General features: G+C 68.5%; 25 protein-coding genes and 1 tRNA gene. 18 read left to right on the top strand and 8 right to left on the bottom strand.

Features of this window, described 5'->3' with window-relative positions; translation table 11 throughout:
- The first annotated feature begins 1 nt into the window (after position 1).
- From V5F48_RS06400 to V5F48_RS06390, 3 genes are all read left to right on the top strand, one after another.
- Positions 2 to 1147, top strand: coding sequence for an NAD(P)H-dependent flavin oxidoreductase (locus V5F48_RS06400; RefSeq protein ID WP_394258018.1), 1146 nt, complete (start codon positions 2 to 4; stop codon positions 1145 to 1147).
- Positions 1148 to 1538: 391 nt separating this feature from the next.
- The gene (locus tag V5F48_RS06395) at positions 1539 to 3275 is read left to right on the top strand and encodes a cation:proton antiporter domain-containing protein (RefSeq protein WP_394258017.1); all 1737 of its coding nucleotides are present in this window, start codon (positions 1539 to 1541) and stop codon (positions 3273 to 3275) included.
- 4 nt (positions 3276 to 3279) lie between these two features.
- On the top strand, positions 3280 to 4449 hold the full coding sequence (locus V5F48_RS06390) for a cyclic nucleotide-gated ion channel (protein ID WP_394258016.1): 1170 nt from the start codon (positions 3280 to 3282) through the stop codon (positions 4447 to 4449).
- Between the two features lie 382 nt (positions 4450 to 4831).
- Here the strand turns inward: V5F48_RS06390 and V5F48_RS06385 are convergent, their stop codons facing one another.
- The gene (locus V5F48_RS06385) at positions 4832 to 6046 is read right to left on the bottom strand and encodes an NADP-dependent isocitrate dehydrogenase (protein ID WP_394111480.1); all 1215 of its coding nucleotides are present in this window, start codon (positions 6044 to 6046) and stop codon (positions 4832 to 4834) included.
- Positions 6047 to 6280: 234 nt separating this feature from the next.
- Here V5F48_RS06385 and V5F48_RS06380 point away from each other — a divergent pair, with 234 nt between their 5' ends.
- Positions 6281 to 7177, top strand: coding sequence for an RNA methyltransferase (locus V5F48_RS06380; RefSeq protein WP_394258015.1), 897 nt, complete (start codon positions 6281 to 6283; stop codon positions 7175 to 7177).
- A gap of 4 nt (positions 7178 to 7181) precedes the next feature.
- Here the strand turns inward: V5F48_RS06380 and V5F48_RS06375 are convergent, their stop codons facing one another.
- A complete protein-coding gene (locus tag V5F48_RS06375; RefSeq protein WP_394258014.1) occupies positions 7182 to 8072 on the bottom strand; it encodes an alpha/beta hydrolase in 891 nt (296 codons plus the stop codon).
- A gap of 209 nt (positions 8073 to 8281) precedes the next feature.
- On the opposite strand from V5F48_RS06375, the gene V5F48_RS06370 reads away from it, so the two are divergent.
- Together V5F48_RS06370 and V5F48_RS06365 are read left to right on the top strand one after the other, a co-directional pair.
- Positions 8282 to 8358, top strand: a tRNA-Met gene (locus V5F48_RS06370).
- Positions 8359 to 8565: 207 nt separating this feature from the next.
- Positions 8566 to 9747 carry a phospholipase D-like domain-containing protein gene (locus V5F48_RS06365; RefSeq protein ID WP_394258013.1) on the top strand — a complete coding sequence of 394 codons (1182 nt, stop codon included), beginning with the start codon at positions 8566 to 8568 and terminating at the stop codon, positions 9745 to 9747.
- 26 nt (positions 9748 to 9773) lie between these two features.
- Here the strand turns inward: V5F48_RS06365 and V5F48_RS06360 are convergent, their stop codons facing one another.
- Positions 9774 to 10118 (bottom strand): DUF2190 family protein, encoded by a 345-nt coding sequence (locus V5F48_RS06360; RefSeq protein WP_394258012.1) that lies wholly within the window; start codon positions 10116 to 10118, stop codon positions 9774 to 9776.
- Between V5F48_RS06360 and V5F48_RS06355 the strand changes: the two genes are divergently transcribed.
- The 3 genes from V5F48_RS06355 to lldD all read left to right on the top strand — a co-directional run bounded on the left by V5F48_RS06355 (position 10105) and on the right by lldD (position 12466).
- The gene (locus tag V5F48_RS06355) at positions 10105 to 10404 is read left to right on the top strand and encodes a hypothetical protein (RefSeq protein WP_394258011.1); all 300 of its coding nucleotides are present in this window, start codon (positions 10105 to 10107) and stop codon (positions 10402 to 10404) included. The genes V5F48_RS06360 and V5F48_RS06355 overlap by 14 nt on opposite strands.
- Positions 10405 to 10544: 140 nt before the next feature.
- Entirely contained in the window at positions 10545 to 11303 is a 759-nt protein-coding gene (locus V5F48_RS06350) for an FCD domain-containing protein (RefSeq protein WP_394258010.1), read from the top strand.
- Positions 11300 to 12466: an FMN-dependent L-lactate dehydrogenase LldD gene (gene lldD / locus V5F48_RS06345; RefSeq protein ID WP_394258009.1), complete on the top strand. Its 1167-nt coding sequence runs from the start codon at positions 11300 to 11302 to the stop codon at positions 12464 to 12466. The genes V5F48_RS06350 and lldD overlap by 4 nt, the downstream gene beginning before the upstream one ends.
- Before the next feature lie 209 nt (positions 12467 to 12675).
- On the opposite strand, the gene gatB is transcribed toward lldD, so the two are convergent.
- Complete coding sequence (gatB, locus tag V5F48_RS06340; protein ID WP_394258008.1) at positions 12676 to 14166, bottom strand: Asp-tRNA(Asn)/Glu-tRNA(Gln) amidotransferase subunit GatB; 1491 nt, start codon at positions 14164 to 14166, stop codon at positions 12676 to 12678.
- A gap of 261 nt (positions 14167 to 14427) precedes the next feature.
- Here gatB and V5F48_RS06335 point away from each other — a divergent pair, with 261 nt between their 5' ends.
- Positions 14428 to 15567, top strand: a complete 1140-nt coding sequence (locus tag V5F48_RS06335; RefSeq protein ID WP_394258007.1) for a glycosyltransferase family 2 protein — start codon at positions 14428 to 14430, stop codon at positions 15565 to 15567.
- Between the two features lie 45 nt (positions 15568 to 15612).
- Here the strand turns inward: V5F48_RS06335 and gatA are convergent, their stop codons facing one another.
- On the bottom strand, positions 15613 to 17097 hold the full coding sequence (gene gatA, locus V5F48_RS06330) for an Asp-tRNA(Asn)/Glu-tRNA(Gln) amidotransferase subunit GatA (protein ID WP_394258006.1): 1485 nt from the start codon (positions 17095 to 17097) through the stop codon (positions 15613 to 15615).
- Positions 17094 to 17381, bottom strand: coding sequence for an Asp-tRNA(Asn)/Glu-tRNA(Gln) amidotransferase subunit GatC (gene gatC, locus V5F48_RS06325; protein WP_012115897.1), 288 nt, complete (start codon positions 17379 to 17381; stop codon positions 17094 to 17096). Before gatC ends, gatA begins: the two co-directional genes overlap by 4 nt.
- Positions 17382 to 17466: 85 nt before the next feature.
- Here gatC and V5F48_RS06320 point away from each other — a divergent pair, with 85 nt between their 5' ends.
- From V5F48_RS06320 to V5F48_RS06305, 4 genes are all read left to right on the top strand, one after another.
- The gene (locus V5F48_RS06320; protein ID WP_394258005.1) at positions 17467 to 17751 is read left to right on the top strand and encodes a type II toxin-antitoxin system VapB family antitoxin; all 285 of its coding nucleotides are present in this window, start codon (positions 17467 to 17469) and stop codon (positions 17749 to 17751) included.
- Complete coding sequence (locus V5F48_RS06315) at positions 17748 to 18113, top strand: type II toxin-antitoxin system VapC family toxin (RefSeq protein WP_394258004.1); 366 nt, start codon at positions 17748 to 17750, stop codon at positions 18111 to 18113. The genes V5F48_RS06320 and V5F48_RS06315 overlap by 4 nt, the downstream gene beginning before the upstream one ends.
- Before the next feature lie 53 nt (positions 18114 to 18166).
- Entirely contained in the window at positions 18167 to 18697 is a 531-nt protein-coding gene (gene ruvX, locus V5F48_RS06310; protein ID WP_394109933.1) for a Holliday junction resolvase RuvX, read from the top strand.
- 139 nt (positions 18698 to 18836) lie between these two features.
- A complete protein-coding gene (locus V5F48_RS06305) occupies positions 18837 to 19772 on the top strand; it encodes an AEC family transporter (protein ID WP_394258003.1) in 936 nt (311 codons plus the stop codon).
- A gap of 60 nt (positions 19773 to 19832) precedes the next feature.
- Here V5F48_RS06305 and V5F48_RS06300 read toward each other — a convergent pair whose 3' ends face one another.
- Entirely contained in the window at positions 19833 to 20288 is a 456-nt protein-coding gene (locus V5F48_RS06300) for a hypothetical protein (RefSeq protein WP_394258002.1), read from the bottom strand.
- A gap of 290 nt (positions 20289 to 20578) precedes the next feature.
- On the opposite strand from V5F48_RS06300, the gene V5F48_RS06295 reads away from it, so the two are divergent.
- The 4 genes from V5F48_RS06295 to dprA all read left to right on the top strand — a co-directional run bounded on the left by V5F48_RS06295 (position 20579) and on the right by dprA (position 24737).
- Positions 20579 to 21526 (top strand): aspartate carbamoyltransferase catalytic subunit, encoded by a 948-nt coding sequence (locus tag V5F48_RS06295; protein WP_394109930.1) that lies wholly within the window; start codon positions 20579 to 20581, stop codon positions 21524 to 21526.
- Complete coding sequence (locus tag V5F48_RS06290; protein ID WP_394258001.1) at positions 21519 to 22835, top strand: dihydroorotase; 1317 nt, start codon at positions 21519 to 21521, stop codon at positions 22833 to 22835. Before V5F48_RS06295 ends, V5F48_RS06290 begins: the two co-directional genes overlap by 8 nt.
- Positions 22836 to 22971: 136 nt before the next feature.
- Entirely contained in the window at positions 22972 to 23580 is a 609-nt protein-coding gene (plsY, locus tag V5F48_RS06285) for a glycerol-3-phosphate 1-O-acyltransferase PlsY (RefSeq protein ID WP_394258000.1), read from the top strand.
- A gap of 8 nt (positions 23581 to 23588) precedes the next feature.
- Complete coding sequence (gene dprA / locus V5F48_RS06280) at positions 23589 to 24737, top strand: DNA-processing protein DprA (RefSeq protein ID WP_394257999.1); 1149 nt, start codon at positions 23589 to 23591, stop codon at positions 24735 to 24737.
- Between the two features lie 22 nt (positions 24738 to 24759).
- Here dprA and V5F48_RS06275 read toward each other — a convergent pair whose 3' ends face one another.
- Complete coding sequence (locus V5F48_RS06275) at positions 24760 to 24978, bottom strand: hypothetical protein (RefSeq protein WP_282642313.1); 219 nt, start codon at positions 24976 to 24978, stop codon at positions 24760 to 24762.
- Positions 24979 to 25157: the final 179 nt, after the last annotated feature.

Raw genomic sequence — 25157 nt, 5'->3', positions numbered from 1 at the left:
CATGACCCAAGCGACCCACCCGCCGGAATCCACCGCGCAGGCGGCGTCCTGGCCCGACCGCCGCATCCTCGATCTGTTCGGCATCGGTCATCCCATCCTGCTGGGACCCATGGCGGGCGCGGGCACGCCGAAGCTCGCCATTGCGGTGGGCGCGGCGGGCGGCCTGGCCTCCCTGGCCGGCGCCATGTACCAGCCGGACGAGCTGCGCGCGGCCATCGCGGAGGTGCGCGCCGCCCTTCCCGGCCGGCCGCTCAACGTCAATTTCTTCTGCCACGCCCCGCCCGCGTCCGACCCGGTGCGCATGATGCGGTGGCGGACCCGGCTCGCGCCCTATTATGTGGAACGGGGCCTCGACCCGCAGGCGACGCCGCCGGCCGGCGGCCGCGCGCCGTTCGACGCCACCCTCTGCACCCTGGTGGAGGAGATGCGGCCGGAGGTGGTGAGCTTCCATTTCGGCCTGCCCGATCCCGCCCTGCTCGCACGGGTGAAGGCGACGGGGGCGAAGGTAATCTCCTGCGCCACCACCGTGGCCGAGGCCCGATGGCTGGACGCGCGCGACTGCGACGCCATCATCGCCATGGGGCTGGAAGCGGGCGGCCATCGCGCCACCTTCCTCGGCGACGATGTCGCGGGCGACATGGCGGGCGACATGGGCCGGCAGGTGGGCACCTTCGCCCTGGTGCCGCAGGTGGTGGACGCGGTGGGCGTGCCGGTGATCGCCGCCGGCGGCATCGCCGACGGGCGGGGCATCGTCGCCGCCCTCGCCCTGGGCGCGTCGGCGGTGCAGGTGGGCACCGCCTTCCTGTTCTGCCCGGAAGCAAAGCTCCCCGCCGTCCATCGCGCCGCGCTGGAGGCCGCGGGGGACGACAGCACCGCCCTCACCAACCTGTTCACCGGCCGCCCGGCGCGCGGCATCGTGAACCGGGTGATGCGGGAGGTGGGCCCCCTCTCCGGCGATTCCCCGGCCTTTCCCCTTGCCGGCGGCGCCCTCGCCCCGCTGCGGGCGGCGGCGGAAGCCGAGGGCCGGGACGATTTCACCAACCTCTGGGCCGGTCAGGCGGCCCGTCTCGCCCCCCGCCTGCCGGCGGCCGAGCTGACGCGCACGCTCGCCGCCGACGCCCTGGCCCGGCTCGCGCCTTCGGCCTGAGCGGGAGGGGGCGGCCGGGCACCCGGTCCGACGTGGTGGATTTGGCCGCGGGGCCGGTGCTCCGTGTGAAAAGCGCCGTCGCTCCCTCTCCCGCTTGCGGCGGAGGGCGGGGGAGGGGGCGGGTCGCGCTCAAAGGCGCCGGCGGCGCCAAATCACAACGCCTGTTGCACCCATACTGCCCTCCCCCACCCTGCCCTCCCCCGCAAGTGGGAGAGGGTTCGCACCGTGCGCGGTCGAAGCAGCTGGCTTTCAAACCAAGGCTCCACCCGCCCGGTGCGCGTTCTTGGCGCTTGGCGCCGGTCGCTCCGCGTGGTCATCTCCCGCAGCCATCGAAGGTCGCAGCACGGCCGGGTGAAGCGGGAACACAGGATGCCGGGCGAGGGACAAGAAGGTGAGTGACGCCTTCCTCAAGGACGCGTTCGTCTATCTCCTCGCCGCCGGAATCCTCGTTCCGCTGTTTCACCGCGCCCGAATCGGTGCGGTGGTGGGCTTCATCGCCGCTGGCGCGCTCATCGGCCCCCACGGCCTCGGCCGGCTGGCGGACAGCCTGCCCCTGGTGCGCTTCATCACCATTTCCAGCCCCGAGCGCGCCGCCCCCTTCGGCGAACTGGGCGTGGTGTTCCTGTTGTTCCTGCTGGGGCTTGAATTCTCGGCTCCCCGCCTGTGGAAGCTGCGGCGCGAGGTGTTCGGCGTCGGCGCCCTGCAGGTGCTGTTCTGCGGCGTCCCCCTGGCCCTCGCATTGACGCTGGTGGCGGCGCCGGGGCCGGAGGTGGCACTGGTGTTGGGCTTCGCGCTGGCCTTGTCGTCCACGGCCCTGGTCAGCCAATTGCTCATCGAGCAGCATCGCTCCCTGGCGCCGCTGGGCCAGCTGGTCATCGCCGTGCTGCTGTTCCAGGACCTGATGGTGGTGCCCATCCTGCTTGCGGCCGAGCTGCTGGGCGGGCCGGCCACCGATGTCCTGACGCTGGCGGCCGTGGCGCTGGCCAAGGCCACGGGCGCGGTGGCGCTCATCCTGGTGGCCGGACGGTTCGTGCTGGCGCCGCTGGTGGCGGTGGCCGCCTCCACCCGCTCGCGGGAGCTGATCATGGCCATCACCCTGGTGGTGGTGGTGGGCTCGGCGGCGGTGACCCATGCGGCCGGGCTGTCGAGCGCGCTCGGCGCCTTCCTCGCCGGCATGGCGCTGTCGGAAACCGCCTATCGCCACCAGATCGAGGTGGATCTGGAGCCGTTCAAGGGCCTGCTGGTGGGCGTGTTCTTCGTCACCGTGGGCATGAGCCTTGATTTCGGATCGGTGCTGCCGCGCGCCCTGTGGGTGGTGGCGGGCGTCGGCGGGCTGATCGCGGTGAAGGCCGCATGCACCTATGGGGCGGCCCGGCTGCTGCGCGTGAGCCCGCCCGCCGCCGCCGAGGCCGCCCTGCTGCTGTCCCAGACCGGAGAGTTCGCCTTCGTGGTGCTGGGGCTGCTCGCCGCCAAGGGCGTGCTGGGCGCGCAGGATGCCGCCACCCTCGTCGCCGTGGTCAGCCTCAGCCTTGCGGCGACCCCGGTGCTGGCCCGCATCGCGGCGCGGCTCGGGCGCACGCTGGATGCCCGGCTGCACGACGCCCTTGCGCCGGTGGCCAGCACCGCCACCGGCCATGTGATCATCGGCGGGTTCGGCCGCGTGGGCCGCACCATCGCCGACGCGCTGGACGAGGAGGGCGTGCCCTATGTGGCGGTGGATGCCGACCCCCGGCGTGTCGCAACGGCGCGGGCGGCGGGACGCCCGGTGTTCTTCGGCGATGCCGGGCGGGCGGAAATCCTCGACCGGCTGGGGGCGGAGCGCGCCCTCGCCTTCGTGGCCACCCTCGACGCGCCCAACGCCGCCGAGCGCATGGTGGCGGCGGTGCGCCAGCACTGGCCCGGTACGGCCGTGATCGCCCGCGCCAAGGATGCCGAGCATGCCCGCCGCCTTGCCGCCCTCGGGGTGGCCGGCGTCATTCCGGAGGCGGCGGAAGCCAGCCTCCAACTCATGGCCCAGTTGCTGTCCGCCCTCGGACTTCCCGACGAGGTCGTGGCCGACCGCACCGACCGCACGCGGGCGCGCATCCGCGACGACATCGAGCGGCGCACCGGCGCGGAAGGGATCTGAGCGTATGGGTGAGTTCAAGCCGCGCCTGCGCAGGCTGCGCCGCCGCATCTTCGACGTTCTGGAGCGGGACCTGCCCGGCGACCACATCGCCGATGCGGTCCACTATTTTCTCATCGTCACCGTGCTGCTCTCGGTCGGAGGCGCCGTTCTCGCCACCGTGCCGTCGTTGCAGCTGCGGGACAAATGGTGGTTCCACTGGGGCGAGTTCGCCGCCCTCATCATCTTCAGCGTGGAATACGCCGTGCGCCTGTGGGTGGCACCGGAACACCCGCTGCGCCGGCGGCTCCCGCCCCTCGTGGCGCGGGTGCGCTATGGGGTGACGGTGCCGGCGCTGATCGATCTTGCCGCCATCCTGCCGTGGTTCGTCTCGCTCGTGACCGCGTTCGACGCGCACGCGCTGCTGGTGCTCCGGCTGGTGCGCTTCCTCAAGCTCGCGCGCTATTCCTCGGGCTTCAACGCGCTCTATCTGGCGATCCGGCGCGAGCGCTACGCGCTGTTGTCCTGCTTCATCATCCTGTGGGCGGGCGTGCTGATGGCGGCCACCGCCATGTATCTCATCGAGCGCGACGTGCAGCCGGACAAGTTCGGCTCCATTCCCGAGGCCATGTGGTGGGCCATCACCACCCTCACCACGGTGGGCTATGGCGACGTGGTGCCGGTGAGCAACCTGGGGCGCGTGGTCGGCGCCATCACCATGGTGTCGGGCCTGGTCATGCTGGCGCTGCCCATCGCCATCATCGCCAGCTCATTCTCCGAGGTGATCGCCAAGCACAATTTCGTGGTCACCTTCTCCATGATCTCCCGCCTGCCGCCGTTCTCGGACCTGGACGCGCCGGTGCTGGGGGACATCCTGCCCCTGCTCAATTCCCGCAGCTTCGACCGGGGCCACCATGTGGTGCGGCGGGGCGAGAGCGCCGCCCACCTGTTCGTGGTGCTGCAAGGCCGCCTGGAGATGGAGGGCGAGGAGGGCACGCGCTCGCTCGGCCCCGGCGACGTGTTCGGCCTCCTGCCCGGCCACACCAAGGCGAACCCGCTGCCGGTCCGCGCGGTGGCCAAGTCCAAGATCCTGGCCATCGAGGAGAACGAGCTTCACATGCTGGCGCTGCGCCATCCCGCCGTGATGAGCCGCCTTGTGGCCGCCGCACGGGACCGGGAGCCGGACCCGACGGTGTGAGGGCCCTTTGCCAGAAGCGCGGGCGAGCCCGCGCAGCGGTCAAAGAGCCGAACCGTCGGGCGACGTCCCTGTTTGAAAGTCCGTGACTTCGACTGGGAGCAGTGGGAACCGAACTCGGCTGAAGCCGAGTTCGGGCGGGGGAGGCCAGGGAGGGGGCAGGCTCTCTCCGCCGTCCCGCCGCCGGTGTTCCTCCCTGCCGCCCCTGCCCCCTCCCCAGCCCTCCCCCGCAAGCGGGAGAGGGGGCCGACAGCGCCCACTTTCAAACTGAATTACGACCGCCCGTCAGCCTTGCGCGCAAAAAGAAAGGGGCCGCGATGCGGCCCCTTCCGGAACAGTCGAACGAGGGCGATGCCGCCCCCTCCCTTACCTCAGGCCGCCAATCTCACGCCGCCATGGCTTTGGTGAGGTTCTCGGAGATCTTGTCGAGGAAGCCGGTGGTGGAGAGCCACTTCTGGTCGGCGCCGACGAGGAGCGCGAGGTCCTTCGTCATGTAGCCTTCTTCCACCGTGTCCACGCACACCTTCTCGAGGGTCGCGGAGAACTTGGCCAGCTCGTCGTTGCCGTCCAGCTTGGCGCGGTGGGTGAGCCCGCGGGTCCAGGCGAAGATGGAGGCGATGGAGTTGGTGGAGGTCTCCTTGCCCTTCTGGTGCTCGCGATAATGACGGGTGACGGTGCCGTGGGCGGCCTCGGCCTCCACGGTCAGGCCGTCGGGCGTCATCAGCACGGAGGTCATGAGGCCGAGCGAGCCGAAGCCCTGGGCCACGATGTCGGACTGCACGTCGCCGTCATAGTTCTTGCAGGCCCACACATAGCCGCCGGACCACTTGAGGGCCGAGGCCACCATGTCGTCGATCAGGCGGTGCTCGTAGGTGATGCCGCGCTTGGCGAACTCGTCCTTGAACTCCGCGTCGAACACTTCCTGGAAGATATCCTTGAAGCGCCCGTCATAGGCCTTCAGGATGGTGTTCTTGGTGGAGAGATAGACCGGGTAGTTCCGGATCAGGCCGTAATTGAGCGAGGCGCGGGCGAACTCGCGGATCGACTCGTCGATATTGTACATGGCCATGGCCACGCCGGCGCCCGGATACTTGTAGACTTCCTTCTCGATCTTGGTGCCGTCCTCGCCCACGAAGGAGATGGTCAGCGTGCCCTTGCCCGGCACCTTGAAATCGGTGGCGCGATACTGGTCGCCGAAGGCATGACGGCCCACCACGATGGGCTGGGTCCAGCCCGGCACCAGGCGCGGCACGTTCTTGCAGATGATGGGCTCGCGGAAGATCACGCCGCCCAGGATGTTGCGGATGGTGCCGTTGGGCGACTTCCACATTTCCTTGAGCTTGAATTCCTCGACGCGGGCCTCGTCCGGGGTGATGGTGGCGCACTTCACGCCCACGCCATGCTTCTTGATGGCATTGGCCGCGTCGACCGTGACCTTGTCGCTGGTAGCGTCCCGATTCTCGACCGAAAGGTCGTAATATTCCAGGTCGATGTCGAGATAGGGGTGGATCAGCTTGTCCTTGATGTACTGCCAGATGATCCGGGTCATCTCATCGCCGTCGAGTTCGACGACCGGATTTGCCACCTTGATCTTCGCCATGGGACGGCCTTTCAGGACTGCTCTGTGAGCCACAGGGAAAGCGGAGAAGGGCCGCCTGCGCTTGATGCCGGCAATCCTTCAGCGACGCCGCTATAGCACTGGCGTGGCGCAGTGCAACAGCCGCAAACCCCGGCTTTGGTGTGAGATGATTTCCCACGCCGCACCATACCTTTCGACCTCACCCCTCGACTTGTCCGCCCACCCTGTGCGAGACAGCGCGAAACGGGAGACAACATGCCGGGTTCCGGTACCGACAGCACGAAGCCCTGGGTGGCCGGCGGGCCAGTGGTGATCCTGGTGGAGCCGCAACTGGGCCAGAATATCGGCTCGGCCGCGCGGGCCATGGGCAATTTCGGCCTCTCACGCCTGCGCATCGTGAACCCGCGCGAGGGCTGGCCCAGCGAGCCGGCCCGCATCTTTTCGGCCGGGGCCGACCGCATCCTCGCCGACGCCGTGCTCTATCCCGACCTGCGCTCGGCCCTTGCGGGCGTCAATTATGCCTTCGCCGCCACCGCCCGCGAGCGCGGCATGGCCAAGCCCGTGCTCGGCGCCGACGCGGTGGCGCAGGAGGCCCGCTCCCGCCTGGCCGGGGGGGAGGACGTAGCCCTCGTCTTCGGCCGTGAGCGCACCGGCCTCTATACGGAGGAGGTTTCGCTCTGCGACGCCATCCTCACCCTTCCGGTCAATCCCGCCTTCGCCTCGCTCAACCTGGCCATGTGCGTGGCGGTGGCCGGCTACGAGTGGTTCAAGGCGGAAACCGGGGGCGCCCTGCCCTTCGCCCCGCCGGACCGCTCGCCGCTGGCGGACAAGGGCGACCTCCTCGCCTTTTTCGATCACCTGGAGGGGGCGCTGGAGCAATCGGGATTTTTCCGCTCGCCGGAAAAGGCGCCCTCCACCATCCGCAACCTGCGCAACATCTTCCATCGCATCGGCCTGACGCGGCAGGATCTGGCCACCCTGCACGGCGCCATCACCGCGCTGGAGGAAGGCCGCGCCGGCCGGGACGCCCGCAAGACCATCCGCATCGCCGAAGCCGCCATCCACAAGACGCGCAAGGCGACCAAACGCAAGACCCCGCCGGCCCCGGTCCCGCCCCAAGGCGACCATGAGGGCGAGAACGAGGGCGACTGAGCCCTCAGCCGCCGAGCTGTTCGCCCAGAAAGGCACCGGCCTCGGCCAGTGCCCGGCGCCCCTCGGCGAGGCGGTGGTACCAGATGGGCCAGGCGTGGATCATGTGCGGATAGATGGAGAGCCGCACCGACCCATCGCAGGCGCCGAGCCGCCCGGCCATGCGCACCGCGTCGTCCAGCAGGGTTTCCGCCGACCCCACCTGGATGAGGATGGGCGGCAGGCCCGACAGATCGGCATGAAGCGGGCTGACCAGGGGGTCCGCCCGGCGCCCGCCGCCGGCAAGATAAGCCTGCGCCAGCATTTCCAGATAGGCCCGGTGGATGAGCGGGTCCACCGCATCCTTCGTATCGATGCTCGCCCCCGTCATGTCGAGGTCGACCCAGGGCGAGACCAGCCAGCCGCACGCCGGCAGGTCCATGCCCTTCGCCCGCAGCCGCTGGAACAGGGCCAGCGTGAGCCCGCCCCCCGCGCTGTCGCCGCCGACCGCAATGCTGCGGGGCGCATAGCCTTGCGCCAGCAGGAAGCCGTAGGACGCCTCCGCATCGTCCAGCGCGGCGGGAAAGGGATGCTCGGGCGCCAGGCGGTAGGCGATGGCGAGGGTGCGGCTGCCCGCGGCCCGGCCCGCCCCGGTCACCATGGTGCGATGGCTCTTCAGCGAGCCGGAGGAGTAGCCGCCGCCGTGCAGGAACAGCAGCACCCGCGTCGGGTCCGCCCCCGGCGCCAGCGACCACTCGCCGGGCACGCCGCCCGCGTCCACCGGGGTGACGATGATATCGGGATCGATGGGGTCGATGGCGGTGACCTGTTCCATCCGCTCGCGCCGCTCGGCGAGGGTCTGGGGCCGGGGGCTTGCCGCGAGGATCGCGCGCAGCGCATCGATGTCGGAAATTCCCATCGGCCGTCCCCCACCTTTCGTTGGCCGCCCATCCTGGGCATTTCTCCATGGGCCACAAGGGGTGGCGAGGGTTCGGCGCGGCCGGTAGACGAGGCGCCGTCCACAGGGCGGTACGCTCGTGGGCATTTTTTCCCCTCCAGCCCTTTCAATCGGGAACAGGGGTTGCTACATACGCCTCGTCGACAGGCGGTTCGCCGGCTCGACTTTGACGCGGGGTGGAGCAGCCCGGTAGCTCGTCAGGCTCATAACCTGAAGGTCGTAGGTTCAAATCCTACCCCCGCAACCAAATCGCCCGTTATCTCAATGAGATGGCGGGCGTTTTCGTTTTAGGCTCCGCTGCTCCGGCGTGCCGAGTCAACAAAATCGGTGGCGGTGATTGGCGCAAAACGGCAATCATCGCGCTGTTCGCCTTGCCGGTAGCTTCATGACTTACCCCATGAAATATTGCGGTTGAGGAAGGGGCGGGCCAGTGGTTAGAGCAAGTTCTATAGTCTTGAACGAAGAGCGTCAGGATCACGGACGGCTCATTAAACGGCTGCTAAAGACCACAAAGAACTTTGACTGCGTGGTCGCATTCGCGAAGTGGTCCGGCTTCGAGGCCATTCAGAAGGCGATAGTCGATCGCCTGGAGAATGGGATGACCGCGCGGTTCATGGTGGGGTTGGATTTCTGTCAGAGCGAGCCGAGAGTATTGGACCGTCTTCTGTCCCTCAGGGAGAAATACGGCATCGACGTCCTGGTTGGCGCAACGCAAGATTCCTGCACCTTTCACCCTAAAATCTACCGGTTTGACCACGGAGACCATACCTCGGTGGTAATCGGATCGGCCAATCTCACGCAGGGAGGCCTTTCCCAAAACTACGAGGTATCTGCCCTCCTAGATTTCAAGCGCGAACAACGTGTGTCTGCATATCTGGAGGACCTGGTGAGCGGGGAGGACGTGGTTCAGCTGACAAGGTCGATGTTGGCAGCCTATCGAACGCGATACGACGCCTATCACGTCCTTCATCGCCTGGCTGAGAAGCGCATCAAGCGTTCCCTTGAGATGGCGGAGCCGGGTCTTGAGGCGCTGCGCGAAATCTTACGCGAAATGAAAGATGGAGGCGCAGATTCAGAGTTCTCCAGGCGGGTTGGTGGTCGTGAGGCAAGCCGGTTAAGCGCGAGGGGTGTCCTGTCGAAGATCGCAGATGCGCGGCCCTTAACCAGCAACTCATTCCTCAAGCTCTACAGTCCCCTTGTCAGCGGTCTTTGGCACTCGGGCGGTTTGCATCGCGGAAAGACGCGAATTGCCGAGACCCCGGAGGTCTTTCAGCAAATCGTAAAAATTGCGCAGGTGTCGGACGGCAAGCCTATCGCGGAAACACTCGATCAGCTCCGCGTGTTAGCCGATCAAGCGTCCGGCATAGGCCCCAACGTGCTGACCGAGCTTCTTCATACCTACGACAACGACAAGTTCGCCGTGATGAATCAGAACTCCGTGGCAGGGATGAAACTGGCCGGGCTCACGGGTTTCCCCGATCGGCCCAGCAGAAACAGTGTCCCTGGTTCGCTCTATGCGGAGTTTTGTAGCCAGGCGAACACCATTCGCCAGAGGCTTGGATTGGCCAATCTGAGCGAACTCGATGCCGTCTTCAACTATGCGTATTGGCGAGACGAAGAGCTGGAGGGCGAATAGGGCTCGTTCTCGCCTTTCGCCTCTGATCACGCCGCCGCCGTGGAAACACCATCCAGCCGAACGCGAACCGTCGCGATGCCATTGCCCGCCGCCTCGATTGCGGTTCCGACCGGAAAGAGAACCCGTCGCCGGCACGTTGATCTGCTTGGCGGTATCGTCCCGGAGACGCGCGCGCCGGCCGCGATCACGGCGCTGGCGAGCTTTGGCAGTTCGTAGACGCCCTCGGTGCTGATCGCGACTTGCTCGCCGACGAGCACGGTGCGCGCGGCGATGCCGAACAGATTGCCGATCACGACGCCCGCGCCGGAGGCGAGACCGCCTGCGGGCGCGGCCAGCGTGATCATGCGGCTTTCCTGAATGTCGTTCTTCATGGCTCAGGTTCCTTTCGTGGAGGCGATCCGCATCTGCCGGATGGGCGAAGCGCCCAGCGCGGCGGTGCGGGTTGAAGAGGTCATGCGCCACGATGAAACGACCATGGTCGTCGCGCCTGGGCGTTCCATCCGCCTCCTGCACGTGAACCCTCTCGCCGCGATTGTTCACCAACTCGATCCGTCCGGTGGCGAAGAAGATGTCGCAATCATCCGCCTTCGGGCAGAGCGGGCCGGGGCTGACGCGGCCATGATCGCCATAAAATGGTCGGACCACCTCTGCCGTTGACTTATGCCGCGCTTGCTATATCTGACGAAATTCGCGAGCCATCGCGCGGAGTTCGCCGGAAATTGGTCTGACCAATTCTCATGGCGACCGCGCGACAAGGTGGCACCACAGGTGCCGATCCTACCGGCTGGGAGGGGCGGGTGCGCAAGTTGTCGGACGAAATCGAGGCGTTGATCGCCGACGGCGGGCTTGAGGCCGGCGCGCGCCTGCCGTCGGAACGCAAGCTCGCGGCGGATTTCGGCGTGTCGCGCTCCCGGCTGCGCGAGGCCATCCAGCAGCTGGCCAGCCGCGGCATCCTCACGGCGCGCCAGGGCGGCGGCACTTTCGTGGCCGCGCCGCTCGCTCCGTCGTCCCTGGACAAGGCCCTCTCCCCGCTGTCGTCGCTCGCCCGCATGGAGCCGGGCTACTGGCAGGATGTCATGGAGATCCGCAAGTCGCTGGATGGCGACACCGCCTATTGCGCCGCCCTGCGCGCCGGCGATGAGGACCGGGCGCGGCTCACCGCCGCCTTCGAGCACATCCGCAAGGCCGAAGGCGCGGACGCGGCGACCCAGGCCCAGGCCGACGCCGCCTTCCACATGGCGGTGGCGCAGGCCTCCCACAATGCGGTGCTGCGCCAGGTGATGGCCGGCCTGTTCGAGCTGTTGCAGCACTCCATTTCCGCCAGCCTCGAAAAGCTCTACCGCCTGCCGCGCACGGCCCACGCGCTGGAAGACCAGCATCGCCTGATCTTCCAGGCGATCGTGGAAGGCCGCGCCGACGACGCGCGCGATGCCGCCCGCCGGCATCTCGATTTCGTGGAGGACAGCCTGCGGCTCATCGAAGACGCCGCGGCGCGCGAGCGACGCTCGGTGCGCGCCCTTTCCCGGGCGGCGATACAGAAGGAAGCCAGATCATGATCATCTCGTCGTCCTCCGACTACCGGGAAGCCGCCCGGCGCCGCCTGCCGCCCTTCCTGTTCCACTATGTCGACGGCGGCGCCTATGCCGAGGCGACCCTGCGCCGGAACGTGGAGGACCTGTCCGACCTCGCCCTGCGCCAGCGCGTGCTGAAGAGCGTGGGCGAGGTGGATCTCTCCACCACCCTGTTCGACCAGCCCCTCGCCATGCCCGTGGCCCTCGCGCCCGTGGGCCTCGCCGGCATGTTGGCGCGGCGCGGCGAAGTGCAGGCGGCGCAGGCGGCCACCAAGAAGGGCATTCCCTTCACCCTCTCCACCGTCTCGGTCTGCCCCATCGAGGAAGTGCAGAGCCAGGTCGGCAAGCCCATCTGGTTCCAGCTCTACGTGCTGAAGGACCGCGGCTTCATGCAGAACGCGCTGGAGCGGGCGTGGGCGGCGGGCATCCGCACCCTGGTCTTCACCGTCGACATGCCGGTGCCCGGCGCGCGCTATCGCGATGCCCATTCGGGCATGTCCGGCCCCAATGCCGCGTTCCGGCGCATGGTGCAGGCGGTCCTGCACCCGTTCTGGGCCTATGACGTGGGCCTCATGGGTACCCCGCACGATCTCGGCAACATCTCTACCTATCGCAAGCAGAAAACCAGCCTCGAAGACTATATCGGCTGGCTCGGCGCCAATTTCGATCCGTCCATCGGCTGGAAGGACCTGGAATGGATCCGCGAATTCTGGAAGGGTCCCATGGTCATCAAGGGCATCCTTGATCCGGAGGACGCCCGCGACGCGGTGCGCTTCGGCGCCGACGGCATCATCGTGTCGAACCACGGCGGGCGCCAGCTCGACGGCGTGCTCTCTTCCTCCCGCGCCATGCCGGCCATCGCCGATGCGGTGAAGGGCGAGATGACGCTTCTGGCCGATTCCGGCATCCGCTCGGGGCTGGACGTGGTGCGCATGCTGGCGCAGGGCGCCGACGGCGTGCTGCTCGGCCGGGCCTTCGCCTATGCGCTGGCGGCGGCCGGCGGCGCGGGGGTAGAGAACCTGCTCGACATCATCGCCAAGGAGATGCGGGTGGCCATGACCCTCACCGGCGCCCGCGCCATCGGCGACATCTCCCGCGAAAGCCTGGTGCGGGAGATCGAGCGGCCGCTGGCCCGCGCGGCGGAATGAGGCCGGGGCGGTTTCCCCCTCTCCCGCGTGCGGGGGAGGGCTGGGGAGGGGGCAGGCCCCGGCCATCTGAACGGGACCCGGAATAGAACGACCGTCCGTCCCTCCATTCCCGTCCCTCACAGTCGCTTTCGAGCTGAGACACCACCAAACGACAAGGCCCGGCGCGCGGCCGGGCCTTGCGTCTGTCTAGAAAGGCGCTTCGGACCCGCTCAGATCCCCAGCTTCGCCTTCAGGATGTCGTTGAGGGCCTGCGGATTGGCCTTGCCGCCGGAGGCCTTCATGGCCTGGCCCACGAACCAGCCCAGCATGGTGGGCTTGGCCAGGACCTGGGCCACCTTGTCCGGGTTCTTGGCGATGATCTCGTCCACCACTTGCTCGATGGCGCCGAGATCCGTCACCTGCTTCATGCCGCGGGCTTCCACCACGACGCGCGGGTCGCCGCCCTCGGTGAAGATGATCTCGAACAGGTCCTTGGCGATCTTGGACGAGATGGTGCCCTCCGCGATCAGGTCGAGGATGCTGCCGATCTGGTGCGGGCTGACCGGGGAGGAGGTGACATCCTTCCCCTCCTTGTTCAGGCGGCCGAACAGCTCGTTGATGACGAAGTTCGCCACCGCCTTGCCGTCGCGCTTGACGCCGCCGCCTTCCGCCACCTCTTCGAAATAGGCGGCGGTTTCGCGCTCCGCCACGAGCACGCCGGCGTCATAGGGGCTGAGGCCGTAGGCGGCGATGAAGCGGGCCTTCTTCTCGTCCGGCAGTTCGGGCAGGTGGGACTTGAGGTCCTCCACCCACTCGGGCTTCAGCACCAGCGGCAGCAGGTCCGGATCGGGGAAGTAGCGATAGTCGTGCGCCTCTTCCTTCGAGCGCATGGAACGCGTCTCGCCCTTGGTGGGGTCAAACAGGCGCGTCTCCTGGGAGATGGAGCCGCCATCCTCCAGGATCTCGATCTGGCGGCGGGCCTCCACCTCGATGGCCTGGCCGATGAAGCGGATGGAATTGACGTTCTTGATCTCGCAGCGGGTGCCGAAGGGCGCGCCGGGGCGGCGCACGGAGACGTTCACGTCCGCCCGCAGGTTGCCCTTCTCCATGTCGCCGTCGCAGGTGCCGAGATAGCGCAGGATGGTGCGCAGCTTGGTCACATAGGCCTTCGCCTCCTCCGCCGAGCGCAGGTCGGGGCGGGAGACGATCTCCATCAGCGCCACGCCGGAGCGGTTGAGGTCCACGAAGGACTGGGTGGGCGACAGGTCGTGGATGGACTTGCCGGCGTCCTGCTCCAGGTGCAGCCGCTCGATGCCCACCGGGATGCTCTCGCCGTCGGGCAGGTCCACGATCACCTCGCCCTCGCCCACCACGGGCTGCAGGTACTGGCTGATCTGGTAGCCCTGGGGCAGGTCCGGATAGAAATAATTCTTCCGGTCGAACACCGAGGTGAGGTTGATCTGCGCCTTCAGGCCGAGGCCGGTGCGCACCGCCTGGGCCACGCACTCCTTGTTGATGACCGGCAGCATGCCGGGCATGGCCGCGTCCACCAGCGACACATGGTCATTGGGCGGCCCGCCGAAGGCGGTGGAAGCGCCGGAGAACAGCTTGGCATTGGTGGCCACCTGGGCATGCACCTCCAGGCCGATCACCACCTCCCAGTCGCCGGTGGCGCCGGAAATGAGCTTCTTTGGTTCGGTAGGGCGAACATGTAGGGTCATGAAAGGTCCCGGGACTAGCCGCCGCGGCGGTGCGCAGGCGATCAGCGTTTCGACGAGCGTTTCCTTAACTCACTACTCCCCAACGGGGAGCGCGCGCAACGCTCGAGCACGCCCCGATCGGATTGCACCGCAATCGGATCGGATAAGGCGGTCTCTTTCCTCAAGTCTGGAGCGCGCTCATGGCCGTGGTTTGCCGCCTCGCCTCGCCGCGCGGCCGGTGCTATAGCAGGCGCCAATGAGAACCCCATCTCACTCCCATTCATGACCGCGTCAACATCCGGCGTCCCATCGCCCTCCCCCTCCGCGCCGAACGGCCTGCGGCTCGCCGCCGTCGCCATCGTCCGCGACGAGGCGGACGTGATCGAGGCGTTCGTGCGGCACAACCTCGCGGTGGTTGATCACCTCTTCATCGAGGACGACCACAGCCGCGACGGCACCCGCGCCATCCTCGACGCCCTCGCGGCGGAAGGGCTGGCGGTGAGCGTGTTCGACGGCCCGCAGGAGGCCGCCTATTTCCAGGCGGCGCGCACCAGGGGCCTGCTGCAACGCGCCTACGCCGTGGAGCGGTGGGATTTCGCCTTCCTGCTGGATGGCGACGAATTCCTCACCACGCCAAACCGCGCCACCCTCGAAGCGGAGCTGGTCAGCCTGCCCGAATCCCAGGCCGGGGGCTTGCGCATGTGGAACTACCTACCCCGCCCGCTGGACCAGATTCCCGATCCCTTCAGCTTCGTCTCGGACCGCACCCAGAAGCTCACTGGCTTCAGCGCCAAGGTGATGCTGCCGGCGAGCGTCGCCGCCAACGACGAACTGAAGATCGAGGACGGCAACCACGCCGCCTTCTGCTTCCGGCGCAAGGTGGTGGTGCATCAGCTGCAGTCGGTCGCCCTCGCCCATTTCCCGGTGCGCAGCCACGACCAGATCGTTTCCAAAACGCTGGTGGCCTATTGCCGCTGGCGGACCCGGCCGGACTACGATCCCGCCACCACGGCGCTGGGGCCCATGGGGGCCATGGCGCTGCTGCGGGCGAATCCCGGCCTCAGGCTCGACAGCCTGGAGGCCATCACCGCCTGCTACATGGGCGCGACCGGGCCGGAGGATACGGTGCAGCGGCCGTTCGAGCGGCTGGGCGCGGCGCGGCGCTACGATGCCCTCGCCGCCATCCGGCCTTATGACAAGGCCGCCTCCGCCGTCGATACGGTCATCGCCGCCCTCAGCCGTCTTGAGGCCGGCGGCGCAGCCTCCCGGCAGGGGTCAGGGGAGAGCGGCCTTGCGAAGTTCCTGTCCAAGTCCCTGGTGGGGCGCTGGCGGGCGCTGCGCGGCGGCCATACCACCCTCAAGGCGGAATGGGACGGCACCGTCCGCCGCCTCAGCCGCTCCATCAAGAAGCGGCTGGGATAGGCGCACCCGCACTTGCGTGCGGGTGCTATTCGACTGCGGCTGTCCTCAGCCGCGCCACCACATCTTGTCCACCGGGAAGCGGCCGGCCGCTTCCTCGATCACCTCGGCGAGGGAGAACAGGGTCTCCTCCTCGAACGGCCGGCCGATGAGCTGGAGGCCGAGCGGCAGCCCGTCCGCCGACAGGCCGGCGGGGACGGCGATGCCGGGCAGGCCCGCCATGTTCACCGTCACGGTGAAGACGTCGTTGAGATACATCTCCACCGGGTCGGCCTTCAGCTTCTCGCCGATGCCGAAGGCGGGCGACGGCGTCGCCGGGGTGAGCACCGCGTCGACGCCCTGGGCGAACACCTGGTCGAAGTCGCGCTTGATCAGACTGCGCACCTTCTGCGCGCGCAGATAGTAGGCGTCGTAATAGCCGGCCGAGAGCACATAGGTGCCGATCATGATACGGCGGCGCACCTCCGGACCGAAGCCGGCGGCGCGGGTGTTCTCGTACATCTCCACCACGTCCTTGCCCGGCACGCGCTCGCCAAAGCGCACACCGTCATAGCGGGCGAGGTTGGAGGAGGCCTCCGCCGGCGCCACGATGTAGTAGGCCGGCAAGGCGTACCGGGTATGGGGCAGCGAGATGTCGACGATTTCCGCCCCCGCGTCCTTCAGGAAGCGGGCGCCTTCGCTCCAGAGGGTGTCGATCTCGTCGGCCATGCCATCCATGCGGTATTCGCGCGGAATGCCGATCTTCTTGCCCTTGATGGAGGCGCCCACCGCCGCCTCATAGTCCGGCACCGGCCGGTTGACGCAGGTGGAATCCTTGGGGTCGTAGCCCGCCATGGATTTCAGCAGCACCGCCGCGTCGTTCACTGTGCGAGCGAACGGGCCAGCCTGATCGAGGGACGAGGCGAAAGCCACGATGCCCCAACGCGAGCAGCGCCCATAGGTGGGCTTGATGCCAACGGTGCCGGTGAAGGCCGCCGGCTGGCGGATGGAGCCGCCGGTGTCGGTGCCCGTCGCCCCCGCGCACAGGAAGGCCGCCACCGCCGCCGCCGAGCCCCCGGAGGAGCCGCCGGGCACCAGCGGGGTCTCGTCCCCGTCGCGCCGCCAGGGCGAGACGACAGGGCCGAACGCCGAGGTCTCGTTGGACGAGCCCATGGCGAACTCGTCGTTGTTGAGCTTGCCCAGCAGCACCGCCCCGTCGCGCCACAGGTGCGAGGTGACAGTGGATTCGTACTGCGGGATGAAATTGTCGAGGATCTTCGCGCAGGCCGTGGTGCGCACGCCTTGCGTGGCGAACATGTCCTTGATGCCGAGGGGAATGCCCTCCAGCGGACCGGTCTCGCCGGCGGCGATGCGCCGGTCGCTCTCCTTCGCCATGTCGAGGGCGATTTCGGGCGTCTCCAGCACATAGGCATTGAGGGGACGGGCCGCCTCCATGGCCTTGAGATAGGCCTGCGTCAGCTCGACGGAGGTGAACTCGCCCTGGGCGAGGCCTTCGCGGGCCTGGGTGAGGGTGAGCTGTGTAAGCTTGGTCATTCCACCACCTTCGGCACGGTAAAGAAGCCGCCCTCGGCGTCGGGCGCGTTGGCGAGGACCTTTTCGGGGCAGTGGCCGTCGGTGACCACATCCTCGCGCATGGGCAGTTCCACGGGCACCACGCTGGTCAAAGGCTCGACGCCGGACACGTCGAGATCGGCCAGTTGCTCGACGAATTCGAGGATGGCGTTAAGCTCATTCTGAAGATGGCCGAGTTCGTCCTCGCGCACCGAGATGCGCGCAAGATGGGCCACCCGGCGGACGGTCGCCTGATCGACGGACATGATACGCTCCCAAAAGCTGCCCGCCGCTATAGCAAGGGGTATGCCGCGGTGGAAGGGTTTGCGGCGGAAAGCGAGGCGGCTCCGGATGGCGCGCACCGCCGCAGCCGCACGGATTTTCGCATCAATTGATGCTATAATTGATGCTCAACCAGCGTGCGGGAGTGCCTTTGCCATGCGGACAACCCTCGCCATCGACGACGATCTGCTCGCGAAGGCCCAGGCGCTGACAGGCATGACGGAAAAATCCGCCTTGATCCGGGAGGCCCTGAAGGCGCTCATCGCCCGCGAAAGCGCACGGCGCCTGGCTCGGCTGGGCGGAAGCGAGCCGCAGCTGGAACCGGTGCGCCGTCGCCGGCCCGGCGAGGCATGATTCTCGTCGATACGTCGATCTGGATCGACCATTTCCGCGCCGGTGAGACGCGCCTCGCCGAGTTGCTCGAAGCCGGAGAGATTCTCATCCATCCCTTCGTCCTCGGCGAGCTGGCCCTTGGAAATTTCCGCAACCGTGGCACCATCTTGGACGCCCTTGGGGATTTGCCGGGCGCCATCGTGGCGAATGACGCAGAGGTGCTCGGGCTGATCGAGGCAGCGAGCCTGCGTGGCCGCGGCATCGGCCTTGTGGATGCCCATCTCATCGCCTCGGTGCGCCTGACGCCTGATACACGCCTTTGGACCAGGGACCGACGACTCGGGGTGGTGGCGGCGGAGCTAGGTCTCGACATTTCCCCTTGAAGCGGCGAGCGGCCCACATTCACCCCTGCCCCAAAATGCGTTAGCCATACGCAATGACGCACCCCGCCTCCCCCACCCCCGTGGGCCCGCTGGCCGATATCGCGCCGCTGCTGCCGCCGCGCGGCGCGCTGCTCGGGCTCGACCTCGGCACCAAGACCATCGGCGTCGCCTCCTGCGATCCCGACCGCCGGGTGGCCACCGTGGTGGAGACGGTGCAACGCACCAAGTTCACCGCCGATGCCCAGCGATTGCTCGTGCTTGCGGCGGAGCGGCGGGCGGTGGGCTTCGTGCTCGGCCTGCCGCTCAACATGGACGCGTCCGAAGGCCCCCGCGCCCAGGCGAGCCGCGCCTTTGCCCGCAACCTCGCCCGCCTGACGCCGCTGCCCATCGCCCTGTGGGACGAGCGCCTGTCCACCGCGGCGGTGGAGCGGGCGCTGATCTCCGCCGATGTCAGCCGTGCCCGCCGCGCCGCCGTGGTGGACCAGCACGCCGCTGCCTTCATCCTGGAAGGGGCGCTGGGCTTCCTCTCCCGCCACCTGCTCCGCCCCGCCGGGAACGAATCCGAAACCGGCCCCGTGGGCTGATTCGATCACCGCCTGTTCCCCGGTGTTCCAGTCCGGCGAGGCGCATGTCCCGTTTCGGGACGGTGGATTTCCCCGATCCGCCCGCCTAAAGGGAACTAATTGCCTGCCGCCGAACGGCAGGCACGTTATGCGTCGGCCCATGGACCTCATCTTCAGCGCACTCACGCCCGTCTTCCTCGTCATCGCCCTCGGTGCCGTGCTGCGCCGGATCCTCCTGAAGGATCCCGCCCACTGGGCGGCGCTGGAAAAGCTTACCTATTTCGTGCTGTTCCCGGCCCTGCTCGTGGTCTCGGCGGTGAAGGCCGATCTCAGCAAGGTGAACGTGCTGGCGGTCGGCGGGGCGCTCATCGGCTCGGTGGTGGTGCTCTCGGGCCTCATCCTGCTCGCCCACCGGCCGCTGATCGCGGCGCTGGCGGCGGACGGGCCGGGCTTCACCTCCCTGTTCCAGGGGGCGGTGCGCTGGAACACCTATATCGTGCTGGCGGTGGCCGGTGGGCTCTACGGACCGGCGGGCATCACCATCTCGGCGCTGGCCCTGGTGGCCATGATCCCGGTGGTGAACGTGATCGCCGTGCTGGTGCTGGCGAGCTTTTCGGGCCGCCACCCGCCCACTTTCGCCTATGTGGCCGGGCAGCTCGCCCGCAACCCCTACATCTGGGCCTGTGCGGCAGGGGCTGCGCTGAACGCGACCCACTTCCCCGTGCCCGGCGTGCTGCTGGAATTCGGCGACGTGCTGGGTCGCGCCTCCCTGGCGCTGGGGCTGCTGGTGGTGGGCGGCGGGCTGGTGCTGGACCGACTGGCACGGCCGCGCCCCATCGTGCTGGCGAGCCTGGGATTGAAGCTTCTGGTGAAGCCGGCCATCGCGCTCCTGCTGGCGCTGGCCTTCGGCCTCTCGGGCACGGAGTTGGTGGTGGTGGCCATCACCGCCGCCGTGCCGTCCGCGCCCAACGGCTATGTGCTGGCCCGCCAGATGGGCGGCGATGCGCCCATGCTGGCGGAAATCCTCACCCTCCAGATCGTCGCCGCCGCATTCACCCTGCCGCTGGTGGTGGCGGTGGCGAAGCTTCTCGCCTGAGCGTTCCAAAAAAAAGGACGGCCGAAGCCGCCCTTTTCGAATCGCGCCCGCCATCCTGCCTCAGCAGGGTGACCAGTAGCCACCACCGCCGGGGCCGGTGGCGACCCAGCAGCTGCGGGGTTGCGGGGCCGGCTCCAGATAGACGCGCGGCGCCGGCTGGTAATAAACCTCCGGCTCTTCCTCGTAATAGACCGGGGGCGGCGGAGCCGAGGCGGCACCGGCGATGGCGGCTGCGCCCAGAATGCCGAGGGCGACACCCGCGCCCACCGCCGCACCATTGCCGCCGCCGCAATTCCAGCAGCCGCCGCGATAGGGGCCGCCGTAACCGCGGTAAGGGCCGTTGTAATAGCGGCCGCGATGCCAATAGCCCACATCGGTGACGGAGGCAGCCTGGCCCGGCGCGAGCGCCAGCGCGCCCGTGCCGATGGCGGCGGCATGGCCCGTCGATGCCGCGCCCGTGGCCGCGGCCGCCGCCACGGCCAGCGCCACGAGCTTCGCCCGGAGGAGAGAAGACATGAGAGCAACTCCCAAACGTCGCAGGCCCTGAAGGCCCCGAGAAACAATCCCTGAAACCGGCATCCCCGGTTCCATCTCAGGCTCGGCGCGACTTCGTCCCAAAGTGTGGCGCCGCGCGGGTGTTTCCGGGAAGAGTTGTGCTCGAATGGTGAACGATCCCTGAAGCCCCCGCGCGGTGGCGGGGTGGGGCGACGGCCGGCTTCGTCCGAAAAACGACCGGCTCTTGCCGCGCTTGCGTCGTCCGCCTCCCTTGCCCGGCGGGCCGCATGCCTCTATGCCTGCCGCCTGCCATGCATGCTGCTTCCGCCTTCACCCTCTCCGGCCGGGATCTTCTCGGCATCGAAGGCCTCATCGCCAGCGAGATCACAGGTCTGCTCGACCTTGCCGAGGAGTTCGTCGAACTCAACCGGCAGATCGAGAAGAAGCGCACCACGCTTCGCGGCCGCACCCAGATCAACCTGTTCTTCGAGGCCTCCACCCGCACCCAGTCCTCCTTCGAGATCGCCGGAAAGCGGCTCGGGGCGGACGTGATGAACATGTCGGTGGGCTCGTCCTCCGTGAAGAAGGGCGAGACGCTGATCGACACCGCCATCACGCTGAATGCCATGCACCCCGACATATTGGTGGTGCGGCACCACGCGTCCGGCGCGGTGGCGCTTCTGGCGCGCAAGGTGGACTGCTGCGTCGTGAATGCCGGCGACGGCGCCCACGAGCACCCCACCCAGGCGCTGCTGGATGCCCTCACCATCCGCCGCAACAAGGGCCGCATCACCGGCCTCACCGTCGCCATCTGCGGCGACGTGCTGCACTCGCGGGTGGCGCGCTCCAACATCATCCTGCTCCACACCCTCGGCGCGAAGGTGCGGGTGGTGGCGCCCTCCACCCTGCTGCCGGCGGGCATCGAGAGCCTTGGCGTCGAGGTGTTCCGCACCATGGAAGAAGGCCTCAGGGATGCGGACATCGTGATGATGCTGCGCCTCCAGCGCGAGCGCATGGCCGGCTCCTTCATCCCCTCGGTGAAGGAATATTTCCACTATTTCGGCCTCGACGAACTGAAGCTCCGCCACGCCGCGCCGGACGCGCTGGTGATGCATCCCGGCCCCATGAACCGGGGCGTGGAGATCGATTCGGCGGTGGCGGACGGCCCGCGCTCCCTCATCCGCGAGCAGGTGGAGATGGGCGTCGCCGTGCGCATGGCCGTGCTCGACACCCTCGCCCGGAAGCTGCCCAATGCGTGACGGCCGCCTGTTCTCCCGCGATCCCCGCCCGCTGCTGCTGGTCAACGCGCGGGTCATTGACCCGTCCCGCGGCTCGGATTTCCACGGCGATGTGTATCTCGCCGAGGGCGTCATCAAGGATGCCGGCTTCGGCATCGCCGCCTCGGGCGTGCCGGACGGCGCCGAGGTGGTGGACTGCAGGGGCGCCGTGGTCGCGCCCGGCCTCGTCGACATGTGCGCCTTCGTGGGCGAGCCCGGCGCCGAGCATCGCGAGACGCTGGCCTCCGCCAGCCACGCGGCGGCGGCCGGCGGTGTCACCACCATCATCTGCCAGCCCACCACCGACCCGGCGGTGGACGACCCGGCCATCGTCGACTTCATCCTGCGCCGGGCGCGGGACACGGCGGTGGTGCGGGTGCACCCCATGGCGGCCATCACCAAGGGCCTCAGGGGCGAGGAGATGACCGAGATCGGCCTGCTCCAGGCCGCCGGCGCCGTCGCCTTCACCGACGGCCACCGCTCGGTGGCAAGCGCCCAGGTGCTGCGCCGGACCCTGACCTACGCCCGCGATTTCGACGCCCTCCTGGTGCATCACACCGAGGATGCGAGCATGTCGCAGGGGGCCATGAACGAGGGCGCGTTTGCCGCTCGCCTCGGCCTCTCCGGCAATCCCAAGGCGGCGGAAACCATCGTGCTGGAGCGTGACGTGCGCCTCGTGGCCGGGGCCCGCGGGCGCTACCACGCGGCGGCGCTCACCTGCGCCGAATCGCTGGCCGTGCTGGAGCGCGCCAAGGAATCCGGCCTGCCGGTGACGGCCTCCGCCACCATCAACCACCTGTCCTTCAACGAGCTGGATATCGGCGCCTACCGCACCTATTTCCGGCTTGCCCCTCCGCTGCGGGCGGAGGAGGACCGCCAGGCGCTGATCCACGCCATATCCTCCGGACTCATCGACGTGGTGGTCTCCGACCATCTGCCCCAGGACGTGGAAGGCAAGCGCCTGCCCTTCTCCGAGGCGGAGCCCGGCGCCATCGGGCTCGAAACCCTGCTGTCCGCTTCCTTGCGCCTCGTGCATGCGGACCAGGTGGACCTCGTGACCCTGTTGGCCGCCCTCTCCACCCGCCCGGCGGCGATCCTCGGCCTCGATGCCGGCACGCTGCGCCCCGGCGCCCCGGCGGATGTGACCGTGTTCGACCCCGGCATGCCCTACGTGCTGGAACCCTCCATGCTCAAGTCGCGCTGCCGCAACACCCCGTTCGACGAAGCCCGGCTCGATGGGCGCGTGCTGCGCACCATCGTTGCCGGAGCCACTGTATACGAATACGTTTGATGGCCTCCGGCATCGTCGTACATCCCCACAAGCGACGATGCCCGCGTGTTCCGCCTCGACGCGGTGTCGTCATGCGAACCGGTATCCGCTGCGCTCCGATGCGCTCTCGCCTTCTGGTCCGTCTCCGAGGTCTTTAATGCCTGATGCCCCGTCGTCCGCTCCGGTGCTGCTCCTGGCACTGGCGTTGGGCTACCTGCTCGGCTCGATCCCCTTCGGGCTCCTGCTCACCCGCCTCGCCGGCACCCGCGACATCCGCTCCATCGGCTCCGGCAATATCGGCGCCACCAACGTGCTGCGCACCGGCCGCAAGGATCTCGCCGCCGCGACACTACTGCTCGATGCTCTCAAGGGCACCGTGGCGGTGCTGGTAGCCGGCCATTTGCTCGGGGCGCCAGCCGCCATGGTGGCGGCCTTCGGCGCCTTTATCGGCCATATCGCCCCGGTGTGGCTGCGCTTTCAGGGCGGCAAGGGCGTCGCCACCTTCCTGGGGGTGACGCTCGGCCTGTCCTGGCCGGTGGCGCTTGTGTTCGCTGCGGCATGGCTGGCAACGGCCTATTTCACCCGCTTCTCCTCGCTTTCCGCCCTCACCGCCTCGGTGGCGAGCGTGGCGGCCGCTGTGGCCCTCGTCGACGACCGACTGGCGCTGCTGCTGGCGCTGCTCGCCATCCTGCTGTGGATCAAGCACCACGCCAACATCCGCCGCCTCCTCGAAGGGACCGAGGGCAAGATCGGCGCGAAGGGCTAGGGCGCCCCATGGCACGGGGCAAGGCCGGACACACCCACGCGGTCGGCGGACCCGGCCCGGGCGAACTGCTCTCGCCGGCCCAGCGGCTCGACTGGCTGCGCCTCATCCGCACCGAGAATGTGGGGCCGCGCACCTTCCGCGCCCTCATCAACCAGTTCGGCGGCGCCGCTGCGGCGCTGGAAGCCTTGCCGACCCTCGCGCGCCGTGGCGGGCGACTGCTGCCGCCGCGCGTGCCCGACCTCGCCGAGGCCGAAGCGGAAGTGGCGGCCCTCGCCCGCCTCGGTGCACGGCTGGTGGCCACCGGCGAAGCCGACTACCCCGTCCCCCTGCGCCAGCTCGACGACGCGCCGCCGCTGATCTGCGTGAAGGGCCGCGGCGAAGTGCTGCAGCGGCCCATGGTGGCCATTGTCGGGGCCCGCAACGCCTCCGCCGCCGGCCGCTCCTTCGCCGCACGGCTGGCGCGGGATCTGGCGGGCGCCGGCTGGGTGGTGGTCTCCGGCCTTGCCCGCGGCATCGATGCGGCGGCCCACGAGGCGAGCCTCGACGGCGGCACAGTGGGCGTGTTCGCCGGAGGCCTTGCCCGCCCATATCCGCCGGAGAATCTCGGGCTCATCGAGAAAGTCGCCGCAACCGGCGCCATCGTCTCCGAAATGCCGGTCAACTGGGAAGCGCGGGCGCGCGATTTCCCGCGCCGCAACCGGCTGGTGTCGGGCATGGCGCTGGGCGTGGTGGTGGTGGAGGCGGCCGAGCGCTCCGGCTCGCTGATCACCGCACGCCTTGCCGGCGAGCAGGGCCGCGAGGTGTTCGCCGTTCCGGGCTCGCCGCTGGACCCGCGCGCCGGCGGTACCAACCGCCTCCTGAAGCAGGGCGCCACCCTGGTCACCGAGGCTGCGGACGTCATCAGCGTCCTCACGCCCATGGCGGGGCGGCAGGGGCCGGATGCCATCGAGGCGGAGGGGCCAGCCATGGAGCCGGCCATGCCGGGCGAGGACGCCCGCGCCCGCATCGTCGAGTTGCTTGGCCCCGCCCCCACCCTGATCGATGATCTGGTGCGCCTGTCCGGCTGCAGCGCCGCGGACGTGCAGATCGTGCTTCTGGAACTCGACCTTGCCGGCCGGCTGGACCGCCCGGGCACCGGCCGCGTGGCGCTCAAATAGGCCGGTGCCGGATCTGTGCGGATCAGGTCCCGCCACCACGGCGCGTCAGGCCGCCTTCGGAGCCTGCCAGCGGGTCATCAGCCAGGCTCTTGGCTTCGAGCCGGGCCATTTCGAGAATATAGGCGAGGGTGGTGAGCCCGTGGTTTTCCGCAAGACGGGACAATTCCGTCGTGATGGTCGCAATATAGGCGGCCGCGGAGGCGGGATCGCCGCGGGGGCGAGAGGAGGACACGTCGGTCATGGCCCGTCCATCGGCGTAACTGGATAGCTCTGCACGTCTTATAGATTGAGTGTCATATTAAAACATACCTATGGTTGTAAGTTCGCCGGATGCTGACACCGCATCAAGGCGGGAGCCGAATTTGACACGCGCCGATCCGCTCCCCATGTTGCGGCCCCTTCCCGGTGTCGCGATCCGGC

The sequence above is a fragment of the Xanthobacter autotrophicus ATCC 700552 genome, from assembly GCF_043194565.1.
Classification (GTDB): domain Bacteria; phylum Pseudomonadota; class Alphaproteobacteria; order Rhizobiales; family Xanthobacteraceae; genus Xanthobacter; species Xanthobacter autotrophicus_F.
The sequence above is the reverse complement of the archived record's forward strand: the minus strand, read 5'-3'. Positions and strand labels throughout refer to the sequence as shown.